The 15573-nt window shown below is 56.3% G+C and carries 7 protein-coding genes; 2 read left to right on the plus strand and 5 right to left on the minus strand.

The genetic code is table 11. From position 1 onward, the window contains the following. Positions 1-500: 500 nt before the first annotated feature. Both AC1DN0_RS19830 and AC1DN0_RS19835 read right to left on the minus strand, forming a co-directional pair. A complete protein-coding gene (locus AC1DN0_RS19830) occupies positions 501-3590 on the minus strand; it encodes a DEAD/DEAH box helicase (protein ID WP_477145930.1) in 3090 nt (1029 codons plus the stop codon). A gap of 1181 nt (positions 3591-4771) precedes the next feature. Continuing rightward, positions 4772-5677 (minus strand): AAA domain-containing protein, encoded by a 906-nt coding sequence (locus AC1DN0_RS19835; protein WP_477145931.1) that lies wholly within the window; start codon positions 5675-5677, stop codon positions 4772-4774. Between the two features lie 529 nt (positions 5678-6206). On the opposite strand from AC1DN0_RS19835, the gene AC1DN0_RS19840 reads away from it, so the two are divergent. Then, the gene (locus AC1DN0_RS19840; protein ID WP_441634440.1) at positions 6207-7514 is read left to right on the plus strand and encodes a hypothetical protein; all 1308 of its coding nucleotides are present in this window, start codon (positions 6207-6209) and stop codon (positions 7512-7514) included. 112 nt (positions 7515-7626) lie between these two features. Here AC1DN0_RS19840 and AC1DN0_RS19845 read toward each other — a convergent pair whose 3' ends face one another. The 3 genes from AC1DN0_RS19845 to AC1DN0_RS19855 form a co-directional block, all read right to left on the minus strand. Beyond that, entirely contained in the window at positions 7627-7791 is a 165-nt protein-coding gene (locus AC1DN0_RS19845) for an OST-HTH/LOTUS domain-containing protein (protein WP_441634442.1), read from the minus strand. Positions 7792-8915: 1124 nt separating this feature from the next. Beyond that, positions 8916-9530: an HNH endonuclease gene (locus AC1DN0_RS19850; RefSeq protein WP_441634444.1), complete on the minus strand. Its 615-nt coding sequence runs from the start codon at positions 9528-9530 to the stop codon at positions 8916-8918. A gap of 216 nt (positions 9531-9746) precedes the next feature. Continuing rightward, a complete protein-coding gene (locus AC1DN0_RS19855) occupies positions 9747-10067 on the minus strand; it encodes an H-NS histone family protein (protein ID WP_441634446.1) in 321 nt (106 codons plus the stop codon). 204 nt (positions 10068-10271) lie between these two features. Here AC1DN0_RS19855 and AC1DN0_RS19860 point away from each other — a divergent pair. Then, positions 10272-15573 (plus strand): AAA domain-containing protein (locus tag AC1DN0_RS19860; protein ID WP_477145932.1); only part of this gene is annotated, 5302 nt, incomplete at its 3' end.

A 15573-nucleotide genomic window follows, 5' to 3' on the forward strand; every position in this document is an offset into this window, starting at 1 on the left:
TCCCGTAATCGCTCCTAAGCCCAAGAGCTGCCTCGATAGTCAGCATATGAGCGATGAATTCGTCGATTCCATCGCTTGAGAAGGCGCGCACGAGGAAATGCACAGGAGTCTCAAAGAGCGGCGACAACATAGCCCGCGCTAGCGATTCCCACGCCGCATCGTTCACACTTGCCGATACCGCTTCAAAGCCCCCACCTAGATAAATGACGGCGGGAATGTCTTCGTACAGCCCTCCATCTTCGTCCGGCCGGAACTGCGGGTGCCAGGTTACCCGCACCGTCGAGCATGGCGGAGCGCTACCTGGGAAGCCACGGCTTGCTTCGTTGTTAGGTACGACGACTCACTTAGATTATTACTGAACCGATGAACGACTGCGCTCCGTCCGTCGGTCGCGTGCTTGTTATTCCGTCTGTTGCCGCTCACCAAGCTTCATCCTTGGTCAAAGCAGGAGGTCCACAGTTTGTCGCCTCTTTCTGCCTGGCTCAGCTTGATATATCGGGTCACGCGCTCGCAATCACACCGAACGGAACGTTGTGAGTCTCAAGAAGGAAGTTCTCTGTCACGCTCAGCAGAGATAGCTGTTCTGGAGACGCTTTCGCGCGGGACAGCCCCGGCTGAACGATGAACACTCGCAACTTGATGGCCGCCATTCGGCTACGATTTCGGATGGCCTGAAGGATGTCGCGGTCACCGGTCTGGTACCGTGACAGCTCTTTGCCTTCACGAATCTTGGGGTCCCGCCGGAGCAGATGAACGAAGAGGTCGGTTTTCCGTAACTGGTTCAGAAGCCAGCTTATGCTTTTCTGCGCCTGACCACAAACTTCGTACAGGTCGCCAACGCGCGCGCCGGCGGTACTTTCCTGCGAATACTTGCAGTGGTAGAAGTCCACAGCGATGGTCGCGCCTGCCTCTTCTTCTGTCACCTTGATGGTAACGACGTCCGCAGACTCACCGGAGCCGTCATCATCGTAAATGACGTCATACCCGCCTGCCATCTTGAGGTTTTCGATAACCTTAAATTGGATGGAATCCTTTTCCCGAGTCACGCCCTGCGCCTCCTTCTTTATATTGACGTTAGACCAATCCCATACGGTAATTCGGTCCCGGTCGTAAGGTGCATAGATGTCCGGCAACGCCACAAGGAGATTACCTTCCAGGTACGAACCGTCGGCGAAGGTAACGACTGGAGGGTTCTCATCGAAGAACTCGGAAAGCGGCCAAGTGTGCTGGCGTTTCGTCAACGTGCCAGCGGCCTCTACTGACACAAAGCGATAGGTCGAGACCGTGTCGTCGTCGACCGGTACCAATTCCAGCCGCAGCACCACTTCAGCGGAGTCGCTGAATACCCGGAACATGATGTCGCCAGCCTCGGCGGGACTAACCAATTCGATACCGAGGTTCCAAAACTCGGTCGTCTGAGCGTCGCCGAGCCTTATCGAATACGCGCTCTCCAACTCCTGATAGATGCAGTCTGGCCAGTCGACAGCGATGGGCATTATGGCTGGACGCACCTTCACGAGTTTTGGGACGAGTGTTCCCTTTAGTACTGCTTCCGGGTCGATAGTTTCGTCAATGACTTTCGAACCGACGTGCTTACACCAACGCGCAAAAGAGTCTAGGCGTAAGCGTTGGAAAGACCACACTCGACCACGCTTTGCTGCGCCGATGGTTGCGATAGCTCCATTTTCATAACCAACTCCGGAGATAACTGCACGACGTGCGGTTTTCTTCGAGGCCTCTGACAGACGAGCGGCAACGTCTGCACCCATGCGAGCAATGTAGCGAATCTGCCTGCCAAATTGCTCATTCATTCCCAGATTCGTAAGTAGTAGGCGCTTGACGCCATGGAAGCATCGGTAGAGCACAGGGTCCTGAATAAGCTCCACATCGTCGCCACACAGGACCTTGGCCATCGTTCGATACTCGCTACTCTTGGAGGAGCCATGGATGTAGAGAAGTTCCTTTTCCTTATCCCATATTGCAACTAGCAACTCCCACTCCCAGTCCCGCACCGCCTCAATGTCAGTCCACGGGACCGACTTGCTGGTGCCAATCACGACAACGAGAATGTTCTCTTTGACGTTCAGCGTATCTCGGACCTTGTCCGAGGGAGCTAGGCCCTGCAGCCCTCTTCGAAAGTTTCCAGGCTTCCATGCGCTACAACGAGTACGGTAGACCACCATGCTGGTAGCCGGCCTGATTTCCTGCAGCGGAATTTCGCCCTCAAACGGTTCAAAGCCATCCAGGAAGCTCCGAGCCTCGATTTGCTTGTCTATCTGGGTATCGCTGAGTTCTTGGAGCAGTTCGTTCCAATCCGGGTCTTGGCTATAGAGCTTCTCGAGCTCATGCCGGACATCAATGTTGGCGACATTGGCGATGAATGTCGGACTTCCCAGGTCCGGTCTGGTGCGGGTGAACCTGCCTGCAAGCTGGAGCGTTACCGGAAGGCTTTTCCGAACGTCATGGAAAGCTGCAATTTTCAGCTCCGGCATATCAAATCCCTCGCCGAGCATATCGACGCACACCACGAGCCTCGATTTCCCAGACATCAACTTCTCGAGGGCCTCCCTTCGCTCCCGGAATGTAATCGGCTGGAAGTATCCGTCCGTCTGTGCCTGCCTCAACGGATAACGGTAGACTATCTTCCCATCAATGAGTTGGTCGTCGTCGCGAAAAGGCGTGGCCGTAAACTGAAGAACCCGGCGCTGGCCGAAGTGGGCTTTGAAGCGTTTCCACGTCGGCGCTTCTGCATGGTGGGCTTCATCAATGAAAAGATGTGTACATAGCTCGGATATGCGCTCCTGCAAGTGGGTCGGAAATTGCCCCGCAATGTGGCTGGTAGTGACGACCACATTGCAAGGCTCGAAAAAAGCCGTCAAGGCATCAGCAGTTTCGAATTTGTGCTCAAGGACACCGACGACTGGATAGCGTGCGCTTTCGGCGAGGATTGTACTTCCGGGCGCTTTGAGCAGGCCAAGCGTCAAGAATTTGTTCGCAATCTGGGTGCGCAGAGCGTCCGTTGGCACAACGACGATTACCCGCTCGCAGCAAGCCGATGTCAGAACTCCTAGCATAGTCTCGGTTTTTCCAGTGCCAGTGGGCAAGACTATAGATGCGACTTCGCTGCTGACCGTCCAGTGCGCGTGCACCGCATGCAAGGCCCCCGCTTGTGGCGGGCGGAAACCGATGACACCCGTCGCCCGGTCCTCCTTAACATACGAAAATCCGTCGCACCAGGAAGCGATAGCGTCTTTCGCGGCCGCGTTGTCCAAGGGCCGGTCATCGGCGTGCAATGACGGATGCTGTAACCAAGTCCCTGCCGACGCGTCCAGTGCCTCATCCACGATGGCAGCGTTCGCACATTTCAATATAGCTGCTTCCGCTGGTGCAGGTATTTGAAGAGGAACTCTCTTGAGGATTCGAACCGGCATCGGCAGGACGCCGGACGTAACTTCGAAGCCTTCCGCTCGGTCGGTCACGAATCGAACAACCTCTGCGTCAAGCTCCTGTTCCGGCCAAGCCAGCTGACGAATCCAGCTTTTCTCAATTTTTATTTTGACCGAAAACACCGCGGCAAGTCGCACCTTCATCTAGCCAGTCCCCTTGAACGCCTGCGATAGGACAACACGTTTCGCGAGCATACCGTGCTGAATTCGGATGCTCATCATTTGCTTGACTCACTAAACTTCTATGACTTTTTCGCTATCTCAGCATGCAACGAGGCAGAGGCGGCAAATGCTATTAGTAATCCATCTCGGACCTTAAGGCTTTCGCCAAGTCTTGGCCCCCATTGGCAGCAACGCTTTGACGTACGCCGTAGACCAGGAAAGCAGTACGGACTCATGCGATAGACCGCTAAGTCAAAACATCGAATCTCCATCCGTGATAGCTGTACAAAAACTGGCCACCACCTTCACGGTCGGTGAGCTTCGCAGTGAGACGAAACCTGGTGCCAACTGGGTAGTCGCGGACCAAGCGTTTCGAACATTCCACGTGCAGTTCGGTAGAGTATTTCCCACCGGGCACTGGTCGAACATGCACTGACCCATGAAGACTTCTAGTGCTCGCCGGGCAGTGGCTCTCTACGATGACTTCTTCGTAAGGATTGTCTTGTGCCATGGTGGGTCGCCTTATCAGTTTTGCCATTTTCCCTCCACCACGCTTTCGGGTCACATCCCACCGAAGCATGGCAGCTCCGCGGATGGCGCCTGCTTGTCGCCTTCAAATATACCTCATGCGTCGCTTTTTGGCACTAAACGCGGCGCACTCATGGCCGCCAGTGGTTCGCTCGGGAGCCTCCATGTCGTGCGCTTCAGCCGGCTAATCAGTTGGCTCGTAGAGAAGCCAGCAAAGCTGGTGTTCAAGCGAGTCCCGCGGCTACTGATGCGAACCGACGTGCCACGCGGACCGAGGGTCCAGCCAATGCGGACCCGCTCCAGCTCATTCGAATACCCGAGGCAAGCTTGATAGATTTTCGAAATCTTACTGCCATGACACCCTATCCCCTATTCTTGTTATTCACGTCCTTGTGCTCAAATCACCAGCCAGAAGCATTTAGGACACCTGCTATCAGCCGGCTTGAGCGACGTCTTGCAGACTTTGCAGCGTAGCCCGCTTCTCTCTGAATCTGTTGTGTCGCGGTCGGGCGCGCACGACGTGCAAGTCTTGCTGCTCCTAGACCAGCAGTTGCTCACGCAAACACGCTTGCCGCACTGGGAGCAGCGACGGCGTGGTGCACGGGGCGAGCAACCACACCTCTCGCATTTTTCCTTCATTGTGGCTGCTCCACGGCGGCTTCCTTCTGCTTGGCGGCCACAATGGCAGCGTCGACGACTCCAGCAATAGCGTCAGGGGTTGCGACTGAGAGCACCCACGTACGAGATTCGACCAAACGGGACGGTACAGCCATGGCACCAATGGGCTCAATGCCCATCGCTGTCAGCCGCTCAACTAGCTCCGCGAACACCTCCTCCTTACGCAAGCACCAGGTCGAAGCGAAGCAACGCCAGAATGTCCAGCCCGCGCGCTCGAGAATACRCTGTCGATTCATATCGCTGGCCCAGCGTTCTGGGCCATGGTAAGCGTCGCCGTCGCATTCGATAGCCAGGCGCGCGTCGTTGGCGCCCTCGACCACCATGTCCAGTCGGTACGCGCCGCTCTTAACCTGGGGGATGACGCGATAGCCACGCTGCAAGAGCATCGTGAACACCTCGCGTTCGAATCCGGATTCGCACAGCTTGATGAGGCCCTCCTGGTCATCCACTTCGTGGACGACCTTAGGCGTGCTGAAGTGCTCGAGCAAAGTCATCCGGATGTCCTTGTCCGAGATTTGCTCCGCCGTCACAGAGCGGACCAGATACATGAGGTCGCGGGCGCGGCTGGCAGCCACGTTGAAGCGTTGGTTGTAGGCATTGCCCGAGAGCGGGTGGCAACGTTCGGGGTCGGCCACCATCGACAGGAACATGATGTCGCGCTCGCTACCTTGGAAGGTACGCGCGTCTCCGCAATCAAATTCGCGCCGCAGTAATTCGGAAGCGGAACAACGCTCCCGCACCATCGCGTCGATAAACTTGGCCTGTTCCATCCCAAGAAGGGAGACCACTCCAATGGTGCGCCCGGCATAACGCTCGTCCTCAAGGATGGCGCTGATTTCGGCGGCGATATGGGCGGCCGGCATCGCGCTTATTGGCTTGCAAGCAACGGAGCGTGCTTTGTACCGTTACTTGTACCCAATAGCCAGGTAGCGCACTTCAGCGCGTTTCTCGTTTGAGTGAAATCCAGAAAACTCAGAGCGACCTGACAAGTCGCAGATGGTTCAGCGGCCCATTGCCCCTGCAAGCCTGATGTCAAAGCCGGCCAGTCGAGCCGGCTTTTTGTCCACGTTAGGGGCCGCCCTGAGCAGAACCTTGCAAACTACTACCAGTGCATGGGAAAGCACGATTTTCCATATCGGGCAATAAAGCATAACCTGACCAACGACCCAGTTTATACTTTGCGGCACTGGCAGGACTTTTTGACCGGCCGGAGATAGCGCAAGAGAGCGCTGCCTGCGGTCCCGACAGCATGCAGCGTTGGCCCAGAATTGCTTCGATGCTCCCCTTCAGCCGCTGAGGAGCATGCTTCGCCCAGTCGATTCGCTTTTGGCCTCCTCATGCGGCCAGGCCATGTTTAGTGCGCTCATCCGATAATCCACGCGCGTCTCAATCATGGATGAACACAATATTCCCGACGGCTCCCATGACACAGGTTCAGATGCAGTTCCCGGTGTTATGAGCCGCGAATCGCTCTACCAACTCGTCTGGGCTGAACCGATGCTGAAAGTAGCTGCTAGTTTCGGAGTGTCATCTAGCTACATGGCCAGGGTATGCACACTGCTCAACGTGCCACGCCCAGCGCGCGGATATTGGGCAAAGTTGGCCGTTGGGAAGGCCCCTGCTAAGCCAAGACTGCCCGATGCTCGTCCCGGGGACGAACTCGCGTGGGCTCGTGGCGACGCTCAGTGGGAAACGAAGCTCCCACTTCCGAAGCCGCCTTCGGACAGGCCTAACAGGCGGGCCACGCGCATCAAGCGGACTAACACCGACCATGCCCTAATAACCGGAGCCAAAGCAATCTTCGAAGAAGCCAGAACGGCTTATGGCGTGGGATACCTCAAGCCAAGAAAGAGGTTGCTTGTCGACATAGTCGCCACTAAGACAGGCCTTGATAAGGCTCTTTCGTTTGCAAATGAAGTGTTCCTCGCCTTGGAGGACGAGGGCTATCGCGTTGTCATCGCGCCCCATGGAGAGCGTCTCACGCGAAGGGACTTCGATGAGCGGGAAGTACCTCGGAAGGACCATAGTCGTCGTGACCGATGGTCACCAGGACGCTGCACGGTTGTCTACATCGGTACAGTGGCCATCGGACTCACAATTATTGAGATGTCCGAAGAGGTCGAGGTGAGGTACGTCAACGGTGAATACGTGCGACTCAGTGAGTACGTTCCTCCGAAGCGGGGACGTTACGTTTCTGACCATGGATGGACCAGCAAACAAGATTTGCCAACCGGCCGCCTTTGCTTGCAGGCCTACTCTCCATATTGGCGTGCGGAGTGGAGTAGGCAGTGGCGGGAGAAGCCGGGCCGTGACATTACTGCTCTCATTCCAGTCATCGTGAAGGAGCTGAGGCAATCGTCTTCCGAGGTCGCTAGGTTAGCTGCGGAGGGCGAGCGGCTGGCTGAGCTTGAGCATCAGCGCTGGGAGGCTCAACGTGAGCAATGGGGCCGAGAAGAAGAGGAAAAGCGAGCGGCGAAGGCGTTGAAGGACAGTAAGGATGAGCTCCTCCAAATCATTGAAAGCTGGGCCGAGTCGAGGCGATTGGCAGAGTTCTTCCTTGATGCCAAACAGAGATTGCGAGACTTGAGCGAAGAGAAGAAAAACGAGATGCTCGAGCGACTAAGGCGCGCTCGAGAGCTTATTGGCAGTGCAGACGCCCTTGAGCGATTTCGCTCATGGAAAGCGCCTGAGGAGCGCTAGTAATGGACCTCCAAACGAACCCGCTGGCGAGCAGCACAATGCCTGTCGGTAAGGGGCAGTGCTCGCTTGCCCGGAATGCGGACCTGGCTCGCACTGCGCTGCATGCGGAAGGCTACCTCGGCTTGAGGTAGAGCTGTTTTTGGGACTGACCAGGTACAGCATGCTCTTCCGTGACGAAAATATCTCCCCTTGCCTTGACCAAATCCGACAGTTTTTTGAAATCGTAGACCCAGGAGTCGAAATCGGGCTGTAATTTTGTCAGGTAGCACGTACACAATTACTGCTAGCGACCGTAAGAACTATGGTGGCTGCTAGCCATACTTCCGCGCTCACGAAACCCTGAAATGGTCCGTGGTCTGGCCAGCATAGACCGCGCGCTGAAGCCATTCGGGTAAGTCACCGTGGCCATCCCTGCTATGGCCCGCGGCGTCTCTGAAGCGAACCGGGCGGACCTTCTGGCTGGAAATCGGAGTCGTTGCGGCGAAGCATCCAGCGGCAACCAGGTCATCTATTGCGATGCTGTGCTTGGCCATGTATAACGCTGGATTTCTTGTGCAAAATAAACTAGTTCGTTGGATTTCTCGCACCCCGCAAAATCCCGCGCCTTATTACCCACAAACCAGGAGTGCGAATCGGCCTCGCAAATCGATAATCCTGCGACACTCCACGCCACACAGCCGGAAACCGACCTTGATGGTATAGCATGAAATAAGCATTTTTCCCAAAAATGCTACATACACAACCCAACTCCTGGCGAGAAATCCGGAATAACTCCCCAACCCCGGAGCCCGCCGCCACTAACCTCGCCTTTCCCTCCTCGGCTTCCCCACCGACTAATATTGCAGTGTGCCTCCCAGCGCGCCACCGGCTGCCACTAGAAGTAGAACTACACCTCGGCAGCAAACCTCCAACCCAGCTTTGAGCAGCAGCTCTTTCCCTTGGCATCGGCTCGACCCTTCACCGGTCCCTCAGCGCGCCAATGGTCTCTTGCTCGCACGAGCTTTGGAGCGTGACATGGAACAGCAGAAGCAAGTCCCCAAAAGACTTCCCCCATCGATATTTTCCAGCGGTACTCCCCGGCACACCGCCTAAGTTATGCGCTCGCAAGCTTCCTGACGGGACGTATGACACCGGGGAGACGGGTGCCGAGCGATATGAGCGGTGGCAAACCTGTGAGGCACCGGTCTGCCATCTCCGAGCCATCGTCGCAACCCGCGGGTCAGGCAACGGCCCCACGTCTTCCGCGATGCTCGAACGAGTGCGAGCTGTGGTGCCTTACAAGATGTGGCTGACACCGGATGAGCTGGATTGGGTGGAGCGTCGTTTGGTCACATCTGGGGATTCGAGGGTTCACACCTAGTACAAGGCACCGCTGTTCGAATCAGGACCGCATCGGCACGGTCAGCCGTAATGTTGCTCTCGATGGCAGTTTGGGCAGACTGCTATCGCGTTCGAGACTGTGTCGTCGCCTCCTTTGGCCAAAGGCACAACATGGTGAACTTCGAGATAAGGTTCACCTGTCGACCTCCGGCTGAAAGGAGCCTTGGAATTGCAGGATTCGCACGTACCGGCAGCTCGGTAGAGTACTTCGGCAATTACGTCAGGGTTGCGGTCGAACACTCGCGTTAGAACGAACTTCTCCGCCGGCTTTGGCTCAGCTTTCTCCAGACGAGCACGGCGACGTGAAGCGTCGTCCTGCAGTGCTCTACTGACCAGGCCGTCTAGTTCGGCATAGAATCCAGCTGCTTCATCAAATTCCAGTGCTTCCACGTCCGGCTTACACATCCCGCACGGCGAGATGTCAACGCGAATTCCCTTGGTCTCCTCAAGAAACTGGTGGGAAATCTGGTCGTATCGGTGCGAACAGAGTTTGGTGTATTGGCCGGACGTATATGGCGCGTTCTTCGTACTCGTTATTGTCCCGCAAGTAGCGCGATGCAACTTTGGCGTGAACTGATGTGCGGGATGTCGAATGTTGAGCACAAGTCCATCTGGATTGCCGGCCAGCCAACTCATGTACCCGCACTCGTCATTTCTGAAGTGCACAACTTTTGTCATTGAAGTCTGGCAGTATTGGTTCGACCCATCCATGGTCCAGCCTCGAAAAGCGGCCGCCGGCATTGCTGCTACAGAACAGTGGCATCCCGTGTCGAAGCACGAGAAACGTCTAACTGGGGCGGCAGTCCCAAGGCCGAGACTTCACAAGTCGTTATTTAGATGTCTCGACGGCTATTATTCTTCAGCGATGAGGAATCGATTCGGATTCTTACCGAGCCAGGCAGGGGCTCGGCCGCGACCAGACCAGGTCTTTCCGGTCTTCGGGTCACGATATTTCGGCGGCAACGGCTCCTTTGCCTCAGCAGCCTTTCCGGACGTGCTGCCAGCGGGCCGACCACGACGCCGCTTCCCTTGAATATCCTCAAGAGAAAGATTGTACTCAACCATCCGATTGCGAATTTGCTCGATGACACCTGCCACTTCATTTGCACGTACCTCTGCAAGCTGGGCATCGAGAGCTTCTTTCTGCGCCATCAGTTGCTTGTAAGTTGCCATGTTTCTCCTTGGGGCGATATCTCTGGAACAACAGCTAGATGCTTATACTCCACCCAGACCGAAATTGGCAAGCAACCAGCCACTCGAACTAATATCGTCCTATTCCGAGCCCGCCGTGTCAATACCCCTCCTTAGGAAAATAGACGACCCCGGTCTGTATATTGCAGAATTCGGAATCTGTCGAAATTCAATAAGATTGTCGAAATGTCCGAGTCGCTCCAACAGATATCCGTCCTGAAGTATTGGCGGGCCGTCGAACTGTTCTCCCCCCAGAGCATCCCTGCGGCGGAGCCTAACGACAAGACCTTTCCGTCGTTCGATATTACTCAGGAAGATGGCACGCTTCCCTGGGAACCCGCGCATCGGCTCCGCGGCCGCAAGCTTGGCTACAACAAGGTGTGGCGGCATCGGCTTTTTGTCAGTGTCTACCCTCTCGATACGGTTAGAACGATTCTCGAAGCGGCCTGCGGCAAAGACCCGGAGGCTGTAGATGAACGTTCAGATGGTGAAACGGCAATGTTCTCCATCTCCGTCTCTGATGATGGCCGCCCCCTCTTTGACACGCTGGTGCTGTCCAATTGCGCGTGGGCGCTGGGACGAACCGTGACAGTCGGTCCGGAAGCAAAGGATTGGCTCGAAGGTGTTTCGCGATTTCAGTCGAAATTTGAGCAACATACGCGAAAGCAACTTGGCATCATGCCGGATGACCCCGCGAGAGGGACTTTCGGGGAACGTGAAGAGGAAGTTGGTCGCCCAGTGGATGCAAGTGACCTATTCGCCCTAGCGCAGTGGTTGACGGATTCGTTGGGGCTCCAAGCCATCATCTCTCAGCGGACCGTAATTCGAGCTCAAAGCTATCAACTTGCGGCGAAAAAGTCACATGAATCCGACGATGCCGACTTCCTGAACAGCTTTTTTGTCGACGACCTTGACCGCCTTGCTGACGCGCTGAAATCCGGCGACAGTGGAATGGCTCTGCGCGACTATCTAACCACTGACGAATCTGAGAAGCGCATCCGCAGGACCGATATTCGGAAGAGTCTGGACRACGTATTCGAAACCCTTGCCCCGGACAGATTTCCCACCGGGCGCTGGCCTAGCGAGGGGCACCATCCCCTTGTGTACAGTCAGCAATTCGCTGTCAATTCCATTTGGAAATCGCTGTCTCCCAAAGGCGGGTTGTTTGGGGTGAATGGCCCGCCGGGCACGGGCAAGACGACGATGCTGCGCGACATAGTGGCTGGTGTTGTCGTCGCTCGGGCCAAAGCTCTGGCAAATCTGTCTTCGCCGTCGGAGGGATTCGGTGGCCGCACCGGGTGGAAGAGTGGAAAATGGAACCGCTCAATTTCTGTTCCGTCGAGCACGTTGACGGGCTTCGAAATCGTCGCAGCTTCGTCGAATAATGGGGCCGTCGAGAACATTACGCTTGAAATTCCGGGCGCAAAAGCCGTGGACGCGAGCTGGCTTGACCAAGTCGACTACTTCCCTCGCTTTGGAACTCAAGCTATCCAACAACCTGCATGGGGCTTGCTTGCCGCGAAGCTCGGCAACAAGAGCAACAGGGGCGAGTTCCTCTCGAACTTCTGGCACGGTCAAGAACTCCCGTTCGAAGCCGCGATTCCGCCCGAGAACGACCTCAGGGTGAAGAAGACGGGATTCCAAGCGTGGCTAACTGCAGCAGCGGCAACGCCCGTCGATTGGCGCGCGGCAGTTAAAGAGTTCGAACAGGCTCTGGTGCAGGAAAAAGCCGAGCGCTCAAAGCTCGCGGAGGTGTTTCGCCACATCAAATCGCTTCGTTCCGAGCGTGCCGAAATCGTTCGTATCGACAATGAATCCGTCGCCCTGATGGACAGCCTGCCCTCTTACGTTCGGCGCCATCAGGCGGCCTTGTCCGCMGCTGCAGCTCAAGCTCTTCAAACGGAAGGCCACCGCGCTTCACACAAGCTGCATCAGGCGAACCGCCCAGGAATATGGGAAATTGTCAGTTCCCTAGGTAAAACCTACCGGGCATGGCGAGCGATGGAACGTGGTCTCCAAAAGATTGCCTCCGACTCCGAAAACCGCCTCCTTCAAGCACAGAACGAAGCAGCAGCAACGAAGCTTGAAGAGGTTGAAGCTCGCAGACTGCTCCAAACGCTGGCCCAGGAGCGCAAAGACAGGGAAGCAGTCATTGGGCGTCTGACGGCAGACATTCAGGAGGATAGAGCCGCCCTTAAGCAGCACTTCCCTGACGATGAGGCATGGGCCGCTGCAGAAGAAGCGAGAGAGCTCTCCGCGCCTTGGGCCACCGAGGCTTGGAATCACGCACGTGCCAGGGTCTTCCTGGCTGCCCTGAACTTGCACAAAGCCTTTATCACGGCGAACGCTGACACTGTTCGGAAAAATCTCCACGGCCTCGCTGACATCCTGGACGGCAGCGCACCACAGACGGCCCCCAAGGAAGCGACTTTGGCAGCCTGGCAGACGCTGTTCCTGGTAGTGCCGGTTGTCTCCAGCACCTTTGCGTCATTCGCGCGCTTGTTCTCGCACATCGGCAAAGAGAACATCGGCTGGCTGCTCATCGACGAAGCCGGTCAAGCGGTCCCACAGGCTGCTGCTGGCGCAATCTGGCGTTCCCGCCGGGTAGTCGTCGTCGGGGACCCGCTGCAACTGGAACCAGTCGTCTCAATCCCGTACACGGTTCAGCACGCTTTGCGCTTGCACTATGGCGTGTCGGAAACCTGGCTGCCCGGACGCACGTCCGCGCAGATGCTCGCCGACCGCGCAACACCATTTGGCACCACCGTGGCCCAAGCGAATGAGCAGCTGTGGGTCGGCTCACCGCTCCGCGTCCATCGGCGCTGCGACCGCGAGATGTTTGATGTCGCCAATAGGATTGCCTATGACGGACTGATGGTGTTCGGTACTCAGGCGCGAAAGGACGTCGGCTTGCCGCCAACGGCGTGGCACGATGTCGTATCGCATGACGCAGACAAGCACTGGATACCCTCAGAAGGAGAAGCTGTACTGTCTCTCGTATACGGCATCAGAAGTAGCGGCCATGATGCGGATATCTTCCTGATTTCACCCTTCAGAACGGTTGTCGACGGATTGCGGCAGCTGGTGCGGAGGCATTCACTGGAAGGCATCAAGGTCGGAACGATTCACACCGTCCAAGGAAAAGAAGCAGATGTCGTGGTCCTCGTTCTCGGTGGCAATCCAAAGAGACCTGGCGCTAAAGCCTGGGCTGCAGAGAAGCCAAACCTATTGAACGTCGCTGCGACTCGCGCCAAGCGACGACTATATGTTGTGGGCAACAGGACAGAGTGGGCACAGCAGAAGTACTTCGACTATTGTGCAGCTCGAATCTCCAACAGCYAAACAACCTCCTGCCGAAAGCCAATGACAAACTTGAGCTACCTACCCCGGCGCGGGACCAAGACTCTGGCGAATGGCGCGCGAGACACCAGACTATTGGCAGACTGGGCGGATGTAGACGCCTACGTGCTTCTTGGTGAGCCGGGCTCCGGCAAATCGACGGCGTTTCTACGCGAAGCGGAAGGCGCAGATGACTGCCATTTCGTAACAGCCAGGAATTTGATTGCTGTTGGGCCTCCCGATGGATGGGCTGGAGGGACCCTGTTTATCGACGCATTGGACGAGGGTCAAGTGTCCTCGGGAAGTTTCTTGGCAGCATTCGACGCCATACGGAAGAAGCTGGTCGAGCTTGGTCGCCCTCGGTTTCGGCTTTCGTGCCGAGAGGCTGAGTGGTTCTCTGAGGGTGCTTCAGAGCTAAAATTTGTGTCCCCAAACAACGAGGTCGTAGAGCTATATTTAGAACCTCTATCCGATGCTAAAGTCCGACAGCTGGTCGAATCCTGGGTGCCCTCTCGCCTGCCGGAAGCGGATGAATTTCTTGCCAAGTCGGAGCAACTTGGAGTTGCACCCCTCTTTGGCAACCCTCTGCTACTTGACCTAGTTGTCAGAGCCGTTGGAAGTGACAGATGGCCAGCAAGCAAAGAGGAAACGTACGAACTCGCCTGCCGACAACTAGCTCTAGAGCACAATCTAGTGCATCAACGCGGCCAGAGGGGCAAGAATTTCTCCTTGGAGGGAACTTTACATCAAGCGGGTCTACTTTCCGCATTGCTCGTCATTTCCAGCGCGTCGAGCATTGCCATCGACGAAGCATTGCCGGGGGAATCATCGGTCTCCGTTCCAACAGTTGCCGCAGCCTTAGGGCTGAACATTGACGAAATCCACGCCACCCTGTCTACTCCGCTCTTCGGAGCTGCAGGGTTCAATCGAGTTCCGCGCCATCGAACGGTGGCAGAGTACTTGGGAGCGAAGGCCATTGCTCGACTTGTACAACGTGAGGGCCTGCCGATTTCACGCGTACTGGCGCTTATTTGCGGGAACGATGGGAGGGTTGTCGATGCTATGCGGGGTCTTTACGCCTGGCTCTGCCTTCACTGCAAGACTGAGCGCCTGCTCCTCATCGAGCGTGACCCACTTGGACTCGTCCTCTACGGGGATGTCCGGCCGTTCTCTGCAAGCGAGAAGGTAGCGCTCCTGGACGCGCTTCATCGAGAAGCGGCGCAATACCGCTGGTTCAGGAACGAAAATTGGTCTGCTCAGCCTTTTGGCGCTCTCGGTACTTCAGATATGGTCCAAGTATTTGCGGACCGGTTGGGTGATGCTTCACGTGACCCTGCACATCAGGCCGTGCTCGATTGCATTCTGGATGCCATTCAGTATGGAAGCCCCATGTCCGCACTAACACCTGCACTAATGGACATTGTTCGGGACACGACGTACTGGCCTCGAATCCGGAAGGCGGCGTTGGATGCGTTGCTTGTCAATGACGACTCCGAAGGAAATGCCGCAAAACACCTTCTGCGCGAAATCGACAGCGGTCAAGTAGAAGACGACGAAGATGAGCTCATTGGAGCGTTGCTAACTCACCTGTATCCGACGCTGTTGCCCCCCAACCAAGTGGTGGCATATCTTCGAAAGCCCAAGTTGGACTCCCTCTTCGGCGACTTTAAGTACTTCTGGAAGAGTAAGTTCCTTAACGCAACGCCCGGGTCCGCCTTGCCCGCGCTAGCGGAGCACTTCGCGTCATCAATTAAGAACTTAGAGGCGGCAGCAGATGGTCAGCGAGATGATGACCTAGAGGACATGAGAGAAATCGCTGCGCAACTCCTCGCGCGCGCACTGCTCGAGTGCGGCGATGACTCTACACCGGAGCAGATTTATTCTTGGCTCAGAGTAACTGTCGATGAGTACGGATTTCATCGCGGCCACGGAGGTAGCGTAGACGACATTCGGGCGTGGCTTTCAGCAAGGCCATCACTCATCAAAGCCATTTTGGCTTTCGGCTACTCGCAGGTTCATCCGGATGAACAAGGGAAGCTGAGTTTTTGGATACCTGAGCATCGGTTGGGGAGGGTCGACTTACCGAAGGATTGGTACAAATGGATGCTCTCATTGGCGAGCATCACACCGAGCGCTGAACTGGCACAGT

The sequence above is a fragment of the Cupriavidus sp. 05N39 genome, assembly GCF_056397325.1.

Coding starts and splice junctions, on each gene's coding strand:
- AC1DN0_RS19855 (WP_441634446.1), bottom strand. CDS start 10,067: ATGGCAACTTACAAGCAACTGATGGCGCAGAAAGAAGCTCTCGATGCC.
- AC1DN0_RS19840 (WP_441634440.1), top strand. CDS start 6,207: ATGGATGAACACAATATTCCCGACGGCTCCCATGACACAGGTTCAGAT.
- AC1DN0_RS19850 (WP_441634444.1), bottom strand. CDS start 9,530: ATGAGTTGGCTGGCCGGCAATCCAGATGGACTTGTGCTCAACATTCGA.
- AC1DN0_RS19830 (WP_477145930.1), bottom strand. CDS start 3,590: ATGAAGGTGCGACTTGCCGCGGTGTTTTCGGTCAAAATAAAAATTGAG.